This is a genomic window from Rhodococcus sp. 5G237, assembly GCF_053764735.1.
In genome coordinates, this window is record NZ_JBSNCD010000003.1 from 43,412 (window position 1) to 62,636 (window position 19,225).

Consider the following 19,225-nt stretch of genomic DNA (forward strand, 5'->3'; position numbering starts at 1 on the left):
CGTCACCTTCACGGGCGGCATACCCCGGGGACGGACGGCACAACCACCGACGACCGATCGAGGTCAGCGCATGCGGCGGTAGAGATCCTCGAGGTCGGTGATCCCCCGGATCACCACGGCTTCGTCGGTTCCGCCGGCCCGCAACGCGCGGCGCAGCAGCATCGGATCGAGGTCCTCGAGCGCGGGACGGAACCGTTCCGTGGGCAGCTCGGGCAACTCGGTGTCGTCGCCGTAGAAGTCCTGCGCCGCGGCCGCGTCGTCGTCGGCGTCCGCATCGTCGACGCCGCCGATCAGCGTCGCGAGGTCCACCCCGCGCAGGGTCAGGACCGCGAGCGGTTGGTCGTCGACGTGTTCTGCGAGCAGGTAGGCGACGGCCGCGGCGTGCTTGCAGGGCCACCCGTCGTCGGGGCAGGTGCAGTCGAAGTCGAGTTCACCCGCGCGTCGCGGGAGGAGGGCCGATCCGAGTTCCTCGGGAAGGATGCCCGCCGCGAGCCGCGCCAGCATGCCCGGCGACGAGCGGACGAGCGAGACGAGTTCTCCCACCGCCTCCTGGTCGAGCGTGCGCACCCGCACCGCCGAGGTGAACGGGGTGAGCTGACTGCCCTGCACGTCGCCGACGGCCGCGCCGGGTTCGAGCCGCATGGAGATCACCTGGCCGGCGCGCGCGTAGGCCCGGCCCCGCGTCAGTCGCCCCTTCTCGGCGACCTCCTCCATCGCCGAGATCAGTTCCTTCGACCACCAGCTGCGGCCGATCGAGCCCCGCTTGGTGCGCGCCTCGATGCCGCCGTCGATCCGGCGGGCCGTGCCGTAGCGGCGTACGTTGCCCCGTGCCATCTAGTCCCCCACCGCGTCGTCGCCGAGGGTGAGCAGGGAGTGCAGCTGATCGGTGGACAGCTCGGTGATCCAGTTCTCCCCTGCCCCGACCACGATCTCGGCCAGTTCCTGCTTGCCGGTGAGCATCTCGTCGATACGCTCCTCCACCGTTCCCACACAGACGAGCTTGCGGACCTGGACGTCTCGGCGCTGCCCGATCCGGAACGCACGGTCGGTGGCCTGGTTCTCCACCGCCGGATTCCACCACCGGTCGAGATGCACGACGTGGTTGGCGGCGGTGAGGTTCAGTCCGGTACCGCCCGCCTTGAGCGAGAGCACCATGATCGGCGGTCCGCCCTCACCCTGGAAGCCGTCGACCATCGCGTCGCGCCGGCCCTTGGACACTCCCCCGTGCAGGAAGGGCACCGTCGTGGCGAACCGCTCCTCGAGATAGGGGACGACGAGCTCACCGAACTCGCGGAACTGCGTGAACAGCAACACCTTCTCGCCGTCGGCCAGCACCGACTCGACGATGTCCTCGACCAGGCCGAGCTTGCCGGAGCGGTGCCGTCCGCGACGCAGGACGGGCGAGCCGTCGCCCAGATAGTGCGCCGGATGGTTGCACACCTGCTTGAGCCGGGTCAGCGCCGCGAGCACCGCGCCCTTGCGGGCCATGCCCTCCTTGTCGCGGATCCGGCGCATCATGTCGTCCACGACGGCCCGGTACAGGGCGGCCTGCTCGGCCGTGAGGTTGGCGCGCACGGTCTGCTCGAACTTCTCGGGCAGATCGGAGATCACGTCGGGGTCGGTCTTGACGCGGCGCATCACGAACGGTGCGGACAGCGCCCGCAACCGCGCCGCGGCGACGGCGTCGTGGTCGCGCTCGATCGGCACCGCGAACCGGGCACGGAAGGACGCCGCGCTGCCGAGCAGGGACGGATTCGCGAAGTCCAGGATCGCGCGCAGTTCCTCGAGCCGGTTCTCCACCGGTGTGCCGGTGAGCGCGATCCGGTGCGCCGCGGGCACGGCGCGCGTGGCGCGGGACTGTGCCGTTGCGGTGTTCTTCACGTGCTGGGCCTCGTCGAGGACCACGCGTTGCCAGGTCAGCGTTGCGAGCTGCGCGACGTCGCGGGCGGCGATGGCGTAGGTCGTCACCACGAGATCGTGGTCGGCGGCAGCGGCGGCGAGTGCCGGTCCGCTCAGCCGCTGGGCGCCGTGGTGGACGTGCACCCGCAGGTCGGGCACGAACCGTTCGGCCTCACGCTGCCAGTTGCCCACCACCGACATCGGACAGACGAGCAGGGTCGGAGCGTTCCGCAGGCCCGACTCGCGTTCGTGGGCGAGCAGCGCGAGGACCTGGATGGTCTTGCCCAGGCCCATGTCGTCGGCGAGCACGGCGCCGAGACCGAGCCGGCTCATGAACGCGAGCCAGTCGAGGCCGCGCTGCTGGTAGGGACGCAGTTCGGCGTTCAGTCCCGCCGGCACGGGGACGGACTCGGGGTGGGCCTGCCCGTCGAGCAGCATCTCGACCCAGCCGGACGCGGAGATCTCGGTGACCTCCGCGGGCGGCGCATCGTCGCCGGTGAACTGGGCGAACAACGACCCGAGGGTCGCATCCTCGGCGGAATGCGCCGTGACGTACCGGGCCGCGCGGGCCAGCGCCTCGGCGTCGGCCCGGACCCACTTGCCGCGCAGCTTGACCAGGTCGCTGTTGGCCGCGACGAGCTCTTCCATCTCCGACTGGGTGAGCAGCATGTCGCCGACGGCGAGCTGCCATTCGTACGAGACGATCGCGCTCATCCCGACGACGCTGTCGTCGGCGCTCACGGGGGCGACGGACGAGTCGACCTGCAGACGCAGGGACGGATCGACCCGGGTCCAGGCACGCGGCAGCAGCACCGCGATGCCCGCGGCGTCGAGCTCTCGGGCGCCGTGCTCGACGAGATCGACGACGACCGGGGTGGGCAGCAGCAGGTCGAGACTGTCGGGATCGCGGGGCACGTCCTGCAGACGGGGATAGGCCTGGAGCGCGATCCCGAGCTTGCGCACGCCGATCTGGAGCAGGTGCGGGTCGGTGTCCTCTACGGGCAGCGGCGTCGGGGACTGTCCCTCCGGACGCAGGCACACCTCGAGCCGCCAGATGGAGTCGGCTCCGACCCCGTCGTCGGCGTCGTCCGGTTCGACGAGGCGCAGCACGAGGTCGGGTTCGTATCCGGCGAGGCTGGCACGCCATTCCTCGAGCGCATCGGCCATGCGCTGGGTGCCACGGGGATGGGGACTGCCCTCGGCCAGCGCGGCGACGAGGGGGTGCAGCGAGGTCGACGAGCCGTGGAGGGTGCGCACGATGGGGTCGGTCAGTTCGCGGCACAGATCGTCGAGGAGATCGACGGGCCGCCCGAGTTGCCGCTGCGCGGGAGACATCGCGGCCGCAAGTTCGGCGGACCAGGCCCGCGTCTTCTCGCCGCCGAGCAGGCGCCACCGTGCCCACCACTGCTTCTCGACACGCACGAGCTCCGGTGCGACGCGGCCGGCCTGCGCCCATCTCTCGATGCCGCGGGCGACGTGCGCGAGATAGCGCAGGTCGCCACCGACACCCCCGGGACGCCGCGGCATGTCCAGCAGGAGCTCGGCTGCGTCCGACGGTGCGACCGCGACGGCGTGCAGCGTGCTCGGCTCGGTCTCCGTGGGGAAGGTGATGGTGACGCGATGGCGGAACGGGCGGTCGATCCACCGGCGCAGCGCAGACGGCAGCGCGTCGGGATCGGGGTCTGCGGCGGGGTCCCACCACAGCATCAGGCCGGATCCCGGTGACCACAGCCCGTGCAACATGCCCACTATCGTGCCAGCCGCACCCCACCCCGATGGCAGGCTGGGTCCCATGGCACGCGCATACGGCTTCGTGGAGTACGGCGGTCCGGAGACACAGCAGCTGTTCGACACCCCCGTCCCCTCGCCCGGTCCGGGGCAGCTCCTCGTGGCGGTCCGGGCCGCGGGCGTGAATCCCGCCGACTGGAAGGTGCGGTCCGGACGGCGCACAGGCAGCGTCACGGTGCACCTCCCGGCGGTCCTCGGCCGGGAGGTCGCGGGTGTGGTGGAGGCCGACGGTCCGGACACCGGCTTCCGGCCGGGCGACGCCGTCTTCGGGGCCACCGCGGAGGGCTACGGCGGCTACGCCGAGTACACCCTGGTCGACGCGCGGGCTGCCGCGCTCGTGCCCGAGTCGGTGCCGTTCGAGGTGGCGGCGACCCTCCCGGTCGCGGCCGGCACGGCCTTCGACATCGTCGAGCACCTCGAGATCGTCGACGCGGACACCGTCCTCGTCCTGGGTGCCGGTGGTGGCGTCGGGTCGGCGACGACGCAGCTCGCGCACGCCGCAGGTGCCGCCGTGCTCGGCGTGGCGAGCGCGGGGAAACGGGATCTCGTCGAATCGTGCGGCGGACTGTGGATCGAGTCCGGCGACGGGTTCGACGCGCGAGTCGCGGCCACCGCGGAACGGTGCGGGGCGGTGACCGCGGTCGTCGACCTCGTCGGTGGCAACGTGCTCGAGCGGGCGGTCGCGCTGACGCGGGCGCCGGAACGGGTCGTGAGTGTCGCCGACCCTGTACGCGCGGAGAATCTGGGCGGTTCGGGAATCACGCGGTGCCGGACCCGGGAGGTGTTCGAGCAGGTCGTGGCGCTCGTCGAGCGTGGTGTCCTCATGCCGCGCATCGCGCGGACCTTCCCGCTCGCCGAGGCCGGGGCTGCGCTGGAACTCGTCGAGTCCGGGCACGCCGGCGGGAAGATCGTCGTCACATTCCCCTGAATCACTCCGCTCCGTATCGCTCTGTCCCGAGGATCCTGTCGGCAGGGCATGCCAGGATCGCCGCGTGCGTGGGGGGAACGCGACGTGGTGGGTGGCGGCAGTGGTGGTCGCGGTGGCGGTGTCCTGGTTGTGGGACCGCACCGCACCGGGGTCCGGGACGGTACCGGGCAGCCCCACCCGAGCCGAGGTGCACGTCCTGCTCGAGCAGGTGACGGTGGTCGAGGAGCGCCGGAAGGTGCCCGGCTATCAGCGGGGCTGCGACCCGGGCGAGCGATGCGTGTTCGGTCCGGCCTGGTCCGACGACCACCCCGGTGCCGGCGGGCACGACGGTTGCGACACCCGCAACAACGTCCTCGCGCGCGACCTCGCCTCTCCCACCTTCCGCGCCGGTAGCGACGACTGTGTCGTGACGAGTGGGGTCCTGAACGATCCGTATACCGGGGCGCGCGTGGAGTTCCGGCGTGCCGAGGCGAACGCCGTGCACATCGATCACATCTATCCGCTCGCCGCGGCCTGGGATCTCGGTGCCGCCGCATGGCCCGCCGAACGTCGGCGCCGGTTCGCGAACGACATCACCTACAACCTCGTCGCCGTCGACGGGCAGGCCAACCTCGACAAGCGCGACGGCACACCGGCGCAGTGGCTGCCACCGGCTCCCGGTTACCGCTGCTGGTTCGCCGGCCGGTACCTGACCGTCGCGGTGCGCTATGCGTTGCCGATCACGGTCGACGACCACCGCGCCTTGGTGGGCGCGGCGGAGTCGTGCCCGTGACATCGGCGCGACGGAGTCGTGCCAGTGACACCGGCGCGACGGAGTCGTGCCCGTGACACCGCTCAGGCGGGGAGGTTGCGCGGGATCCAGTCGGGTTCGCGCTTCTCCATGAACGCCCGCATCCCTTCGCGGGGTTCGGGTGAGGTCTCGAGTGCCCCGAACATCGTCTGGTAGTCGAACTGTCCGTAGCGCTCGTTGAGCATGCGCTTGACCTGGGCGCGCGCGATGGGTGCGGTGCGCAGAACTTGCCGGGCGGCCTCGAGTGCGGCCTCGCGCAGGTGTTCGTGCGGGACGACGCGGGAGATGACACCCAGGCGCTGCGCCTCGTGGGCGTCGAAGACCCGCGCCGACAACAGCAGGTCGCGGGCGGCGGCGAGACCGACGTGCGCGGGCAGCGCGGCGGCGAAGGTCGCGTCGGGGATGCCCCGGAGGAGTTCGGGGACACGGAAGGTCGCGCGTTCGCTGGCGACCGCGATGTCGGACATCATCGCGACCAGCAGTCCCCCGGCCTGGCAGATGCCGTTGACGGCGGAGATGACGGGGGCGCGACTGTCGCGGATGGTGAGGAACGGGACGACGTCCACTCCCGAGAGGCCCTCGGGCAGATCGTCGCCGGGTTCGGCGCGACCGCCGAGATCACCGCCGGGCGCGAAGACGTCGTCGACACCGGTGATGACGAGGGCTGCGAGGTCGGGGTCGGAATTGACCAGTCGCACCGCACGTTTGAGCCCGTAGTACATCGCCGGGGTGAACGCGTTGCGTGCTGCGGGCCGGTCGATGATGCACCAGCCGATCGCGCCTTCCCGTTCGAATCTCAGTCCACCTGCACCCAGATCGTCTCCCATGCATCGGACAGTATCTCATTCTTCATTGCGAGAACAGCATGCTCGTCCGAGAACATCGATGTTTCCGTGTGTGTCGGGACTACGGTGAGGAAATGCTCGAGCGCATCTCCAAGGACACCCGGCTGTGCATCTCGATGTCCGGCCGCCCCAGCAACATCGGCACCCGGTTCCACAACCATCTCTACGAGGAACTCGGTCTCGACTTCGTCTACAAGGCGTTCGCGCCCGCGAACATCGAGGACGCCGTGGCGGGGATACGCGGCCTGGGCATCCGCGGCGCGGGAGTGTCGATGCCGTTCAAGGAAGCCGTGCTGCCCCTCGTCGACGTGCTGCACGATTCGGCGCGGGCCATCGAGTCCGTGAACACGATCGTCAACGACGACGGCGTCCTGCACGCCTACAACACCGACTATCAGGCGGTGAGCGACCTGCTTGTCGAGCACGGCGTCGACTCCGCCCTGCCGGTCACGGTGGTGGGCAGCGGCGGCATGGCGAAGGCGGTGACAGCGGCGCTGCGCCACAACGGATTCACCGACGGGACGATCGTCGCGCGCAACGGGGACACCGGACGACCGCTCGCACGCAAGTACGGCTACGAATGGCGCGCCGACACGAGCGACGTCGCGCCCGGGCTGATCGTCAACGCCACTCCGATCGGGATGGCGGGCGGCGCCGAATCGGACGACCTGCCACTCCCCCACGACTTCGTGGCCGCAGCGTCGACGGTCTTCGACGTCGTGGCCGTCCCGCCGGACACCCCGCTCGTCCGGTTCGCCCGCGAACACGACATCCCGGTGATCACGGGCGACGAGGTCATCGCGCTGCAGGCAGCGCTGCAGTTCGAGCTCTACACGGGGGTGACCCCGACGCGCGAGCAGGTGCGCCGCGCCTCGGAGTACTCCCGTTCCTGAACGGTCGGGACCGAGGAGGACTCGGCCGTCAGACGATCCCGCCCTGTTCGAGGCCGTCGAGCACCACGGTGGCGGCATCGACCGCGACGTTCATCTCGACGCGGGTGATGTCGTGCGTGGCGGGGTTCTGCAGACCGAAGTTGTTGACCCACGCGGCCGTTCGCGCCGACTGGAACATGAACGTGGTGGTCTCGGTATCGCCCACCAGGTCGCCGACGAACCAGCCGGTGAAGAACGGGCCGAGGTCGACGCCGTAGACCGCCTCGAACTCGTCGGCGATCACGGGTGCAGCCTCGACGAGCGCTTCACCGAAGGTGTAGAAGTCGCGCGTGTGCTCGGGCATCGATCCGATGGTCACGAGCGCTTCCGGGAAATCGATCACCAGGTGGGCGACGATCGCGCCGAGCAGCACGCGACCGGGACTGCGGTCGCACTGTTCGGTGAGCGCGAGCGCGTCCGCCCAGTGCGGCGCCGGGGACCCGCCGGTCACGTACTCGTGCAGATTCGCCAGGTAGAGACGCACCACTTCGACGGCGAGCGCGGACGCCCATTCCGGATCGTCGTAGATCCCGGAGTCGAGCGTCGGGCCGGTGAGTTCGAGGATCTCGTCGAAGGCCAGCACGAACGTGCCGCGGTAGTCGTCGCTGCGGGTGAGGAGGTCGCGCAGCTCGGCGATCCGGGTGCGGGCGTCGTCGAAGGTGTCGATTCCCGCGGGATCGGTCAGCGCAGCGATCTCAGCCTGGGGAGCGGCGGATACGCAGCGGGACGGTACCGGATCGGCCGGCACCGGCGCGGCCGATCCGGTCGGTGCGGCGAGCAGAGTCGCCAGGACTGCGGCACCTACCGTGATCGCCGTACGGCCTCGGGCGAAATGTTTCATTTGCGTTAATTTACCGGGCGTTTCTCCGGGATACTCCGGGGTGTCCCATTCACGGCCGGCTCCGGCGTGCAGTTCTCGTCGGCGATCTCGCGCATCGTCGACGAGAACTGCGCATCGGCCGGCGGATCGCCGCTCAGCTGCCGGTGGCGATCTCCCGCTTCGGGTCCGCCGACCACTGCGACCACGAGCCCGGGTACAGGGCGGCGTCGATGCCCGCGATCTCGAGCGCAGCGATCTCGTGTGCGGCGTTGATTCCCGATCCGCAGTACACGGCGACGTCGGTGCGCTTCACGCCCAGCTTCGAGAAGCGGTACGCGATCTGATCCGCGGGCAGGAACGACCCGTCCTGACGGAGGTTCTCGGTGGTCGGCGCGCTGACCGCCCCGGGGATGTGGCCCGCCCGGCGGTCCACCGGCTCCTCGTCGCCGCGGTACCGCGCGTGGGCGCGCGCATCGAGCAGAACTCCGTGGGTCGCGTAGGTCGCGGCCTCGTCGGGACCGATCGTGGGCATGTGGCCGGGGCTCAACGTCACGTTGCCGGGCTTCTTCTCACCACCCGGTCCTGCGGCGAGAGGGTGCCCGCCGGCGATCCACGCCTGCAGTCCGCCGTCGAGCAGCCGCACCTCGGAGTGCCCGGCCCAGCGCAACAGCCACCACGCGCGGGCCGCGGCGAGATCGCCGCTGTCGTCGTATGCGACGACGAGAGCACCGTCGTCGATCCCCCACCGGCGTGCGATGGCCTGGAAACGGTCGATGTCGGGCAGCGGATGACGACCGAGCTCGGGCGCGGGCGGATCGGCGAGATCCTCGTCCAGGTCGACGTAGACCGCGCCGCTGATGTGCCCTTCGTGGAATCGGTCCCGTCCGTGCCTGTCGCCGAGTGCCCAGCGGACGTCGAGTATCACCGGCGATCTGCCCTGCTCGATCATCTCGGCGAGTTCGACGGTGGAGAGAAGAACGGGGGTATCGGACATGACCCGATCCTGACACGAACGGCACACGCCGTTCCGGCTTTGGGGCGACACGCCGTGCGTGCCGGGACGACCCCGGCAGGCGGACACGCCCTGTGCACGTCCGATTCGAGGGTTTTGCGTCTCGGTTCGGAATTGGCGTGGGGGTTGGTCTGATTTGCCGTGCGGAGAGCACTATCGTCGAGACGTGAGCAACCGCCAACCGACGAGCCCAGCCGCCCCGCCTGAGCCGGAGCAGTTCCCGGTGTTGTGGCCCATGCAGACGCGTTGGGCCGACAACGACCATTACGGCCACGTCAACAACGTCACGTACTACTCGTACTTCGACTCGGCGGTCAACGGGTGGCTCATCTCCACCACTGGTGTCGACATCCGCGAACTCGACGCGATCGGGGTCGTGGCCGAGACCTCCTGCCGCTATCTCGCCGAACTGTCCTTCCCCGACCGCCTGCAGGTCGGGCTGGCGGTCGAACGCCTGGGCACACAGTCGATCACCTATTCGCTCGCAATCTTCCGGGAAGCCGACGACACCCTGATCCCCGCGGCGACCGGCCGGTTCGTCCACGTCTACGTCGATCCGCAGACGCGCCGCCCCGTCCCGATCCCCGATCAGATCCGCAAGGCCGCCGCCCAGTTGGCCACCCCGAACGCGGGCCGCTAGTGCTCTAGGCCTCGTCTCCGCTGCGCCCGGCCGCCCGGGCCAGCAGCGGAGCCGTGCGCTGCGGGACGAGGTCCTGCATGACCAGCGACATGTCCGTGCGTTCGACACCGCGGATCTTCAGGATCCGGCCCGCGAGCCGATAGAGGTCGTCGGCGTCGCGGGCGACCACCTTCACCGACAGGTCGATCTGCCCCGTCAACCCGTAGACCTCGGTGACCTCGGGGATCTGTGCGAGTTCGTCGACGACCTCGTCGAGACGGTGCTGATCGACGCGGGTGGCCACGTAGGCGGCGAGCGGATAGCCCAGGTTGACCGGATCCACCCGCCGGTCGAACGAGGCGAGCACGCCCTCGGCCTCCCAGCGGGCAAGGCGCGCCTGGACGGTGTTGCGGGACAACCCGAGCCGCTGCGCCAGCTCGACTCCCGTGGCCCGCGGTGTGCGCGTGAGTTCGAGCAGCAGACGCGCATCGGTGGCATCCAGACTGGTCATTCTTCGCAGTCTGCCAGCTCGGAGCACCCCGGAACCGTGCTTTCTGCACGGTTGCAAGCTGATCGATTGCGCACGCGCGATTTGCCCGGATGATGTGATGTACGGCACACATCATCCGGTCGGGCCTCACGAGGGCACGCCGGATCCGCACCGACGAGGTGATCCGATGGTTGTACCGACCGCCTATCCGGTCCAGTTGATCCAACCCGACGGGCGACGCGTCCTCAACACCGAGTACGGCCCACTCGTCGCCGACGTCGGCCCCGACGAACTGCGCGGGCTCTACCGCGACATGGTCGTCGCGCGACGCGTCGACGCTGAGGCGACGGCTCTCCAACGGCAGGGTGAGCTCGGCCTCTGGGCGCCGCTCCAGGGTCAGGAGGCCGCGCAGGTCGGCTCCGCCCGGGCACTCGCGTCCGACGACTACGTCTTCACCAGCTACCGCGAGCACGCCGTCGCGTTGTGCCGCGGCGTCGACCCCGCCGACATGACCCGCCTGTGGCGTGGATGCGGCCTGTCCGGGTGGGATCCGCAGACGGTCGCCACCACCAACCCGGCGATCGTCGTCGGAGCCCAGGGCCTACACGCCACCGGTTACGCGATGGGCGCGAAGCTCGACGGAGCCGAGATCGCCACCGTCGTGTACTTCGGCGACGGCGCCACGAGCCAGGGCGACATCTCGGAGGCCATGGTCTTCTCCGTCAGCTGGGGTGTCGGCGTGGTGTTCATCTGCCAGAACAACCACTGGGCCATCAGCGTGCCCACCCACGTGCAGAGCCCGGTGCCCCTCGCCCGGCGCGCCGCCGGATTCGGGATGCCGGCCGTGCAGGTCGACGGCAATGACGTCCTCGCAGTCCTGGCGGTGACCCGGCGTGCCGTCCGGCACGCCCGCGAGGGTGCCGGTCCGTTCTTCATCGAGGCACTCACCTACCGCATGGGCCCGCACACGACCTCCGACGACCCCACCCGCTACCGCACACCCGCCGATCTCGAGGAGTGGAAGGCACGCGACCCCATCGATCGGCTGCGACGACTGCTCGAACGCGAAGGGCACGCCGACGACGACTTCCTCGACGAGGTCCGGACGGCCGCCGACGACACCGCGATGCGGCTCCGGCGTGGCACACTCGGGATGCCCGACCCCGAACCCGCTGCCCTGTTCGACCACGTCTACGCCACCGAGCATCCGCTCGTCGAACAGGAACGTGCGGACTACGCCGAGTATCTGGCGAGTTTCGGCCCCACGGAGGAGGCGCGACGATGACCACCACGACGATGACCCTCGGCAGTGCCCTCAACGCCGGACTCCGCCGCGCACTCGAACGCGACCCCAAGGTCGTCATCATGGGTGAGGACGTCGGCACGCTCGGCGGCGTCTTCCGCATCACCGACACCCTGCAGAAGGATTTCGGTGAGGGTCGCGTGATCGACACTCCCCTCGCCGAATCCGGGATCGTGGGAACGGCCTTCGGGATGGCGCTGCGCGGCTACCGGCCCGTGTGCGAGATCCAGTTCGACGGCTTCGTCTATCCGGCCTTCGACCAGATCGTCTCGCAGGTCGCGAAGATCCACTACCGCACGGCCGGTGCCGTGGTGGCCCCGCTGACCGTCCGGATCCCCTACGGCGGCGGCATCGGTGCGGTCGAACATCATTCGGAATCACCGGAGGTGTACTTCACCCACACCGCGGGTCTGCGTGTCGTGAGCCCGAGTACCCCGTCCGATGCGTACTGGATGATCCAGCAGGCCGTCGCGCTCGACGACCCGGTGATCTTCCTCGAACCGAAGCACCGCTACTGGGAACGCGGTGAGATCGACACGGAGACCGCACCCGACCTGCCGCTCACGTCCGCGCGGGTCGTCCGGTCCGGTTCGGACGCAACGATCGTGACCTTCGGTGCGCTGGTCGCCACCGCGCTACGCGCAGCCGAGATCGCCGAGACGGAAGGACATTCGCTCGAGGTCGTCGATCTGAGGTCGCTGTCCCCCCTCGACTTCGACACGATCGAGGCGTCGGTGAGACGGACCGGCCGGCTCGTCGTCGTGCAGGAGGCGCCGGTCTTCTGCGGCATCGGCGCGGAGATCGCCGCCCGCACGACCGAGCGGTGCTTCTACCAACTCGAGGCACCGGTCCTGCGGGTCGGCGGATTCGACATCCCCTATCCCCCGGCCAAACTCGAATCCCACCACCGTCCCGACCCGGATCGCATCCTCGACGCGGTCGACCGCGCACTCGCGGCGTGAGGCGTACCGATGACGAATCCCGCACGCGCAGTACAGGAATTCCGTCTCCCCGATCTCGGTGAGGGACTCACCGAAGCGGACTGGGTGCACTGGGCCGTCGCGGTCGGCGATCGTGTCGAACTCAACCAGGTCATCGGGGAGGTCGAAACCGCCAAGGCCACGGTGGAACTGCCGTCGCCCTATGGCGGCACGGTCGAGGAACTGCTGGTCGAGCCGGGACAGACGGTGCCGGTCGGGGCGCCCCTGCTGCGGATCGCCACCGAGGACGGACCCGCCGAGCCGACCGGTGACAGCGGCGGCCCGTCCCGACCGTCGGTGCTCGTCGGCTACGGACCCGGCGACGCCCCGCAGAGCAGACGCGCGACCCGCCGTGCCTCGGCGGACGCCGGTCGTGCCCGCGACGGCGATCCCCCTCCCGCACGACCCGACGCGAAGCCCGGCGCACGCAAACTCGCCGCCCTCCTCGAGGTCGATCTGGAGACGGTGACGGGCACCGGCCGCGGCGGTGTGATCACCCGCGACGACGTGCGGCGCACCGTCGGACACGGCGACGAACCCACCGCCGAACGACCACACTCACCCGCCCCTGAACCCTCCCCCGAACGGACTACGCGGATACCCGTCGGAGGGGTGCGCAAGCGGACCGCCGAGGCAGTCTCCCGCAGCGCCTTCACCGCCCCGCACGCCAGCGTCTTCCTCACGTGCGACGCGACCGCCACCGTCGACCTGGTGTCGACCCTGCGCGCGTCGCCGGCCTTCGAGGGTGTCCGTCCGACAGCGCTGAGCATCGTCTCCCGCGCGCTGTTGCACGCGATCGCCGACGAGCCGTCGCTCAACGCGCACTGGGACGACGACACGGGTGAGATCGTGCTCCACCACGACGTGCATCTCGGGATCGCCACCGCGACCTCGGACGGCCTGAAGGTTCCCGTGGTCCGGGAGGCCCAGCGCCTGTCGTTGCCACGCCTGGCCCGGTCGATCGCCGAGGTCGCCGACCGCGCGCGGACGGGCCGCTCCACGCCGTCCGAGCTGACGGGTTCGACGGTCTCGGTGACGAACGTCGGGGTGTTCGGGGTGGACGGGGGAACACCGATCCTCAATCCCGGCGAGTCGGCGATCCTCGCCGTCGGCGCGATCTCCGACCGCCCGTGGGTCGTGGACGGTGCTCTCGCGATCCGGAAGGTGGTCACGTTGTCGCTGTCGTTCGATCACCGGCTCGTCGACGGGGAGCAGGCGGGACGGGCACTCGCGACGATCGGCGCGTTCCTGGGCGATCCCGTGCCCATGCTCCTCGCCGACACGTAGGGGCCGCGAACGCTCGGTAGCGTGCCTCCACGTGGTGGATTCGCAACGGACGACGGACCGGCTCGCGCACGCCCGTTCCGCGGTGTTCGCGATCTTCGGGCTCAACGGCTTCCTGCTCGCCCTGTGGGTCGTCCACATCCCGGCGATCCGGGAACGGGTGGGCATCGATCACGCGGCGCTCGGATCGTTGCTGTTGCTGCTCGCCCTCGGGGCGCTGGGCGGGATGCACGTGACGGGTCGGCTCGCCGACCGGATCGGTAGCCACCGCACGACGATCGTCTTCGCTCTGATGCTGTCCCTGACGGTGGTCGGGCCGGGCCTGGCCACGGCGCCGTGGCAGCTCGGACTCGCTCTCGCAGTGTTCGGTTTCGCGAACGGCGCGCTGGACGTGTCGATGAACTCCCAGGCGGTCGTGGTCGAACAGCGGTATCGGCGACCGATCATGTCGGCCTTCCACGGGTTGTTCTCCGCGGGCGGGATCGCCGGGTCGCTGGTGGGCGCGGCCACCCTGGCCGCCGGGGTCCGTCCCGCGGTCACGCTCGCGGTCGCCGGGGTCGTCGCGGCCGCGGCGGTGGGCCGGGCGGGGCCGCGCCTCGTCCGGACGGAGCCTCCGACCCGATCGTCGTCACCGGGGCCCCGGGCCGGTTACTCGCGCCGCGTGGTGCTGCTCGGAGGTGTGGCGTTCGCGCTGATGCTGTGCGAGGGGGTCGCGAACGACTGGAGTGCGCTGCAGGTGCAGGAACGGCTCGGCAGTCCGGAGTCGGTGGCCGCGCTCGCGTTCGGTGCGTTCTCGGCGACCATGACGATCGGACGCTTCGTCGCCGACCGGGTCACCGCCCGGTTCGGCAGCGCCGCCGTCATCCGGTACGGAACGCTGGTCGCCGCGGTCGGGATCGGCGCCGTGGCACTGTCGCCGTGGCTGGTCCTCACACTCGCCGGGTGGGCGTTGTTCGGCCTGGGGTTGTCCGGTGCCCTCCCGCAGCTGTTCAGCGCCGCGGGCAATCTCGATTCGGGATCCCCCGGCGCGAACATGTCCCGCGTCGTCGGTCTGGGTTATCTGGGTTTCCTGGCCGGCCCGGCATGCATCGGGTGGATCGCCGAGGCGACCTCCCTCACAACGGCGATGGTCGTACCGCTCGCATGCGTGCTGCTCGCCGCACTGCTGGCTCCCGTACTGACGCCGACGGCGCCCACGCGGTGATCCGCGTGGGCGCCGTGACGGAGCAGCGACAGGTCCGGCAGGCCTACAGGGCCTACAACGCCTACAGGGCCTTCAGTTCCTCGGTGACCTCCGAGACCATCTTCTTCGCGTCACCGAACAGCATCGACGTGTTGTCGGCGGTGAACAGCGGGTTGTCGATACCGGCGTAACCGGAGCTCATCGAGCGCTTGAGCACGATGACCGACTTCGACTGGTCGACGTTGAGGATCGGCATGCCGTAGATCGGGCTCGTCGAGTCCAGGCGGGCAGCCGGGTTGGTGACGTCGTTCGCGCCGATGACGATGGTGACATCGGTGCGGCCGAACTCGCCGTTGATGTCGTCCATCTCCTTCATCGCGTCGTATTCGACGTCGGCCTCGGCGAGCAGGACGTTCATGTGGCCGGGCATACGACCGGCGACCGGGTGGATCGCGTACTTGACCTCGACACCGCGGTCCTCGAGCAGCGCCGCCATCTCCTTGACGGCGTGCTGTGCCTGGGCGACGGCCAGGCCGTAGCCGGGCACGACGATGACCTGGTTGGCGTACGCCATCTGGATGGCGGCGTCCGAGGCCGAGGTGGCCTTGACCGTGCCACCCGACGCCGAGGCCACACCTGCGGCCGCCTCGCCACCGCCGAAGGCGCCGAAGACGATCGCGGGGATCGACCGGTTCATTGCCTTGGCCATGAGGTTGGTCAGGATGGTGCCCGAGGCGCCGACGATCATGCCCGCGACGATCATGGCCTGGTTGTTCAGCGCGAGACCGGCGGCTGCTGCCGACAGACCCGTCAGGGCGTTGAGCAGCGAGATCACGACGGGCATGTCCGCGCCGCCGATCGGCAGCACGACGAACAGACCCATCAGGCCGGCGGCGACGAGCAGTGCCAGGATCCACCACGAGGCGAGCGGCTCACCGTCGGCGCTGATGCCGATGTAGACGGCGATGGCGATCGACGCGAGGACGAGCACGATGTTGGCCAGCTGGAACAGCTTCGCCGACGCGACGAGCTTCTTCTCGAGGTTCTTGTTCAGCAGTTCCTGCAGCTTCGCGAAGGCGACGAGCGAACCCCAGAACGAGATCGAGCCGATGATCGCGGCGAACAGCGAACCGACGATCATGACCACGGTCGGGTCGTCGTCCAGCGTCGTGAAGCTGGTGGACTCGAGATATTCGGCCCACGCGATGAGCGCGACGGTGCCACCACCGACGCCGTTGAACAGTGCGACCAGCTGCGGCATGGCCGTCATCTTGGTCTTCAGTGCCGGCGGGACGCCGAGGATGATGCCGACGGCCAGACCGCCGATGATCAGACCCCAGTTCTCCGTGTGGCGGATGTCGATGAGCACCGCGACGACCGCGATGAACATACCGACGGCGGCGATGTAGTTGCCGCGGACGGCGGTCTTCGGGCCCGTCAGACCCGACAGACCGTAGATGAACATCGCGAAGGCGATGATGTACAGGACCGAGACGAGGTAGCCCATCAGGCGTCAGCCCCCTTCTTCTGTGCAGCCGGGGAGTCCTTGCGCTGCTTGAACATCCCGAGCATGCGGTCGGTGACGACGAAGCCACCGACGACGTTCAGGGTGCCGAAGACCAGAGCGACGAACAGGATGATCTTGATGCCCCAGTGGGCATCACCGGGCAGATGACCGAGCACGACGAGTGCGCCGAGCACGACGATGCCGTGGATCGCGTTGGTGCCCGACATCAGCGGCGTGTGCAGCGTGTTCGGCACCTTGGAGATGACGGCGAAACCGACGAATCCGGCCAGGACCAGAATCGCGATGTTCGCGAGTAGTTCGTTGTACATCTAGGAGTTCTCCTTCGAACGCGTCACGCAGGCAGCCGCGAGGATCTCGTCCGAGAAGTCCGGGGCCAGGGCACCGGACTCGTCGAGCAGCAGCTCGATCAGCGCGTACACGTTCTTCGAGTAGAGCTCGGAGGCATGCTCCGGCATCGTCGCGGGCAGGTTGAGCGGCGAGCAGATGGTGACGTCGTGCTTGACGACGGTCTGCCCCGGCTCGGTGAGTTCGCAGTTGCCACCGGTCTCGCCGGCGAGGTCGACGATCACCGAACCCGGCTTCATCCCTTCGACCGCGGCGGCGGTCACCAGGCGCGGCGCCGGGCGGCCCGGCACGAGCGCGGTGGTGATGACGACGTCGAAGCCCTTGATGGCGTCTTCGAGCGCCTGCTGCTGCTGGGCCCGCTCGGCCTCGGTGAGCTCGCGTGCGTAGCCACCCTCACCGGCGGCGTCGATGCCGAGGTCGAGCCACTGGGCACCGACCGACCGGACCTGGTCGGCGACCTCGGGACGCACGTCGTATCCGGTGGTGCGGCCACCGAGACGCTTCGCCGTGGCGAGCGCCTGCAGACCCGCGACGCCCACACCGAGCACCAGCACGGTCGCCGGCTTCACGGTGCCTGCGGCGGTGGTGAGCATCGGGAAGAAGCGCGTGGATTCGCTCGCCGCGACCAGCACGGCCTTGTAACCGGCGACGTTCGCCTGCGACGACAGGGCATCCATGACCTGCGCGCGGGAGATACGAGGAATGGCCTCGACGGCGTACGCCTCGACACCGGCCTGCGTCAGGGAGCCGATCTGGTTGTCGGCGTTGCGCGGGGCGAGGAAGCCGATCAGGCGCTGACCGGACTTCAGGCGTGCGATCTCGGCGTCGCTCGGCGGAGCGACCATGACGACGATGTCGGCGGACCAGGCGTCGCCGACGGTCGCGCCGGCTTCCTTGTAAGCCGCATCCGGAATGAGCGCGCCCTGGCCGGCACCGGACTCGACGACGACGTCGAGCCCCTTGCCGATCAAGGAGGGCACGATCTTCGGTACGAGCGCGACCCGCCGTTCCCCGTCGTTCGTCTCACGAACCACGCCGACGGTCGGACGGCGGTGCGCTCCGCTCCCCGTGTTCGATCCTTCGGTACTCAATTCTTGACTCCTGCGTCGATGAAAGTGCGCGTCGTGCCGCGATCGGCGGCGAAAGATGCGTTATCGAAGGCCATGTGACGGCCCGTCATGCACTGAAAGGCTTAAGCAGACCTACCGTGCCCTCCCGTGACCTCGCAACCTGGTGAAATCATCTGAATCGAGTCCGAACAGCAAGATGGCGCAAGTTTGTGAGGCAGCTCACCTCACAAATGCCATTTTCCTCCGGTGAGCAAGAGCGTGGAGGACGATCGGAAACGGTCCCGGGAACGGGCCGGGAAACGGCCTCCGAAGCGAAAGAAGGCGGTGTGCAAACAGATTCGTTCCGCGTGTACCGATCGACGGTGTGTACCGATTCAGAACACTTCGGAATCGATTCAGATACCGCGTCGCCGAACGACATCTTTGCGCTCGTCCGGCAGGCGGCGTAAGGGGCTCTCATGAGTCACGACCGCGAGAAGGACCACGACGACGACCTCGGCGGCGACCCGGTCTGCTGGCTCCATCTCCTCTGCCCCGACTGCGGAGCGATGCTCACCTCCGAGGAGGAGCCGTGCCCGCGATGCGGCAGGGAGCACCCGATCCCGGATCCCTCCTGACCCGAGCACCTAACCTGGCCACATGAACGTGCCGGCCCCCGTCCTCGACCTCGCCCGCTCGGCCCGCCGCGTCGCCGTCCTCACCGGTGCCGGGATGTCCGCCGAGAGCGGTGTCCCCACCTTCCGCGACGCGCAGACCGGGTTGTGGGAGAACTTCGACGCCACCGCGCTCGCCACACCGGAGGCGTGGGCGGACGATCCGGCTACGGTCTGGGCCTGGTACCAGTGGCGGGTCGCGCTCGTCCGCCGGGTGCAGCCCAATGCCGGACACCTGGCGCTCGCCGACTGGGCACGGGCGGCCCACGTGCAGATCGTGACGCAGAACGTCGACGACCTCCACGAGCGGGCCGGAAGCTCCGAGGTCACCCATCTGCACGGAAGCCTGTTCGCCCCACGCTGCAGCAGGTGCGAGCGCGCCGTCGACCTTCCCGATCCGCCGGAGGATCCCGTCGCTCGTCTCGATCCGCCGTCGTGCCCCGCATGCGGAGGCGACGGGCGGCCGGGCGTCGTGTGGTTCGGCGAGATGTTGCCGCAGGAACCGTGGGAGACCGCGACCGAGTCCCTGCGTGATGCCGACCTGCTGCTCGTCGTCGGCACCTCGGGTGTCGTCTACCCGGCGGCCGGCCTGCCGTCGCTCGCACGCAGTCACGGCGTACCGGTGGTGCAGATCGATCCACGCGAGACCGATCTGAGCGATCAGGTCGACCATGCCTGGCGCACCACTGCTGCCGTCGGTCTCCCCGCCCTCGTCGACACACTGGAGATCGGGGCCGACACACCGCGTTAAGGTGA

General features: G+C 69.5%; 19 protein-coding genes. 10 read left to right on the forward strand and 9 right to left on the reverse strand.

The window, feature by feature from the left end:
• Positions 1 to 63 precede the first annotated feature (63 nt).
• Together ACWPOC_RS06975 and ACWPOC_RS06980 are read right to left on the reverse strand one after the other, a co-directional pair.
• On the reverse strand, positions 64 to 834 hold the full coding sequence (locus ACWPOC_RS06975) for an SWIM zinc finger family protein (protein ID WP_455408258.1): 771 nt from the start codon (positions 832 to 834) through the stop codon (positions 64 to 66).
• Positions 835 to 3,642 carry a DEAD/DEAH box helicase gene (locus ACWPOC_RS06980; RefSeq protein WP_455408259.1) on the reverse strand — a complete coding sequence of 936 codons (2,808 nt, stop codon included), beginning with the start codon at positions 3,640 to 3,642 and terminating at the stop codon, positions 835 to 837. It abuts the gene before it with no gap.
• Positions 3,643 to 3,691: 49 nt separating this feature from the next.
• Here ACWPOC_RS06980 and ACWPOC_RS06985 point away from each other — a divergent pair, with 49 nt between their 5' ends.
• Complete coding sequence (locus ACWPOC_RS06985) at positions 3,692 to 4,615, forward strand: NADP-dependent oxidoreductase (protein ID WP_455408260.1); 924 nt, start codon at positions 3,692 to 3,694, stop codon at positions 4,613 to 4,615.
• 100 nt (positions 4,616 to 4,715) lie between these two features.
• A complete protein-coding gene (locus ACWPOC_RS06990; RefSeq protein WP_120284131.1) occupies positions 4,716 to 5,387 on the forward strand; it encodes an HNH endonuclease family protein in 672 nt (223 codons plus the stop codon).
• Positions 5,388 to 5,449: 62 nt separating this feature from the next.
• Here the strand turns inward: ACWPOC_RS06990 and ACWPOC_RS06995 are convergent, their stop codons facing one another.
• A complete protein-coding gene (locus tag ACWPOC_RS06995; protein ID WP_120282087.1) occupies positions 5,450 to 6,232 on the reverse strand; it encodes an enoyl-CoA hydratase/isomerase family protein in 783 nt (260 codons plus the stop codon).
• Between the two features lie 92 nt (positions 6,233 to 6,324).
• Between ACWPOC_RS06995 and ACWPOC_RS07000 the strand changes: the two genes are divergently transcribed.
• Positions 6,325 to 7,143, forward strand: coding sequence for a shikimate 5-dehydrogenase (locus ACWPOC_RS07000; protein ID WP_120282086.1), 819 nt, complete (start codon positions 6,325 to 6,327; stop codon positions 7,141 to 7,143).
• A gap of 28 nt (positions 7,144 to 7,171) precedes the next feature.
• On the opposite strand, the gene ACWPOC_RS07005 is transcribed toward ACWPOC_RS07000, so the two are convergent.
• Together ACWPOC_RS07005 and ACWPOC_RS07010 are read right to left on the reverse strand one after the other, a co-directional pair.
• Positions 7,172 to 8,023 carry a DUF5995 family protein gene (locus ACWPOC_RS07005; RefSeq protein ID WP_455408261.1) on the reverse strand — a complete coding sequence of 284 codons (852 nt, stop codon included), beginning with the start codon at positions 8,021 to 8,023 and terminating at the stop codon, positions 7,172 to 7,174.
• Positions 8,024 to 8,156: 133 nt separating this feature from the next.
• Positions 8,157 to 8,996, reverse strand: a complete 840-nt coding sequence (locus tag ACWPOC_RS07010) for a sulfurtransferase (RefSeq protein ID WP_455408262.1) — start codon at positions 8,994 to 8,996, stop codon at positions 8,157 to 8,159.
• 184 nt (positions 8,997 to 9,180) lie between these two features.
• Between ACWPOC_RS07010 and ACWPOC_RS07015 the strand changes: the two genes are divergently transcribed.
• The gene (locus ACWPOC_RS07015) at positions 9,181 to 9,654 is read left to right on the forward strand and encodes an acyl-CoA thioesterase (RefSeq protein ID WP_024103679.1); all 474 of its coding nucleotides are present in this window, start codon (positions 9,181 to 9,183) and stop codon (positions 9,652 to 9,654) included.
• A 4-nt stretch (positions 9,655 to 9,658) separates the two neighbouring features.
• Here the strand turns inward: ACWPOC_RS07015 and ACWPOC_RS07020 are convergent, their stop codons facing one another.
• Complete coding sequence (locus tag ACWPOC_RS07020) at positions 9,659 to 10,144, reverse strand: Lrp/AsnC family transcriptional regulator (protein WP_455408263.1); 486 nt, start codon at positions 10,142 to 10,144, stop codon at positions 9,659 to 9,661.
• A 166-nt stretch (positions 10,145 to 10,310) separates the two neighbouring features.
• Between ACWPOC_RS07020 and pdhA the strand changes: the two genes are divergently transcribed.
• The 4 genes from pdhA to ACWPOC_RS07040 are packed head-to-tail and all read left to right on the forward strand — an operon-like array spanning position 10,311 to position 14,894.
• Positions 10,311 to 11,408, forward strand: a complete 1,098-nt coding sequence (gene pdhA, locus ACWPOC_RS07025) for a pyruvate dehydrogenase (acetyl-transferring) E1 component subunit alpha (protein WP_455408264.1) — start codon at positions 10,311 to 10,313, stop codon at positions 11,406 to 11,408.
• Positions 11,405 to 12,388, forward strand: coding sequence for an alpha-ketoacid dehydrogenase subunit beta (locus ACWPOC_RS07030; protein ID WP_455408265.1), 984 nt, complete (start codon positions 11,405 to 11,407; stop codon positions 12,386 to 12,388). The genes pdhA and ACWPOC_RS07030 overlap by 4 nt, the downstream gene beginning before the upstream one ends.
• A gap of 9 nt (positions 12,389 to 12,397) precedes the next feature.
• A complete protein-coding gene (locus tag ACWPOC_RS07035) occupies positions 12,398 to 13,693 on the forward strand; it encodes a dihydrolipoamide acetyltransferase family protein (RefSeq protein WP_455408266.1) in 1,296 nt (431 codons plus the stop codon).
• Between the two features lie 31 nt (positions 13,694 to 13,724).
• Entirely contained in the window at positions 13,725 to 14,894 is a 1,170-nt protein-coding gene (locus tag ACWPOC_RS07040; protein WP_120282081.1) for an MFS transporter, read from the forward strand.
• A 61-nt stretch (positions 14,895 to 14,955) separates the two neighbouring features.
• On the opposite strand, the gene ACWPOC_RS07045 is transcribed toward ACWPOC_RS07040, so the two are convergent.
• Genes ACWPOC_RS07045 through ACWPOC_RS07055 form a run of 3 tightly spaced genes read right to left on the reverse strand, consistent with a single transcriptional unit; the run spans position 14,956 to position 17,837 of the window.
• A complete protein-coding gene (locus ACWPOC_RS07045; RefSeq protein WP_455408267.1) occupies positions 14,956 to 16,380 on the reverse strand; it encodes an NAD(P)(+) transhydrogenase (Re/Si-specific) subunit beta in 1,425 nt (474 codons plus the stop codon).
• Entirely contained in the window at positions 16,380 to 16,709 is a 330-nt protein-coding gene (locus tag ACWPOC_RS07050; protein ID WP_006552916.1) for an NAD(P) transhydrogenase subunit alpha, read from the reverse strand. The genes ACWPOC_RS07045 and ACWPOC_RS07050 overlap by 1 nt, the downstream gene beginning before the upstream one ends.
• Complete coding sequence (locus tag ACWPOC_RS07055; protein WP_455408268.1) at positions 16,710 to 17,837, reverse strand: Re/Si-specific NAD(P)(+) transhydrogenase subunit alpha; 1,128 nt, start codon at positions 17,835 to 17,837, stop codon at positions 16,710 to 16,712.
• Positions 17,838 to 18,274: 437 nt separating this feature from the next.
• Between ACWPOC_RS07055 and ACWPOC_RS07060 the strand changes: the two genes are divergently transcribed.
• Positions 18,275 to 18,433, forward strand: coding sequence for a hypothetical protein (locus ACWPOC_RS07060; protein WP_167388354.1), 159 nt, complete (start codon positions 18,275 to 18,277; stop codon positions 18,431 to 18,433).
• A 22-nt stretch (positions 18,434 to 18,455) separates the two neighbouring features.
• Entirely contained in the window at positions 18,456 to 19,220 is a 765-nt protein-coding gene (locus ACWPOC_RS07065; protein WP_085469577.1) for an SIR2 family NAD-dependent protein deacylase, read from the forward strand.
• The last annotated feature ends 5 nt before the right edge of the window (positions 19,221 to 19,225 follow it).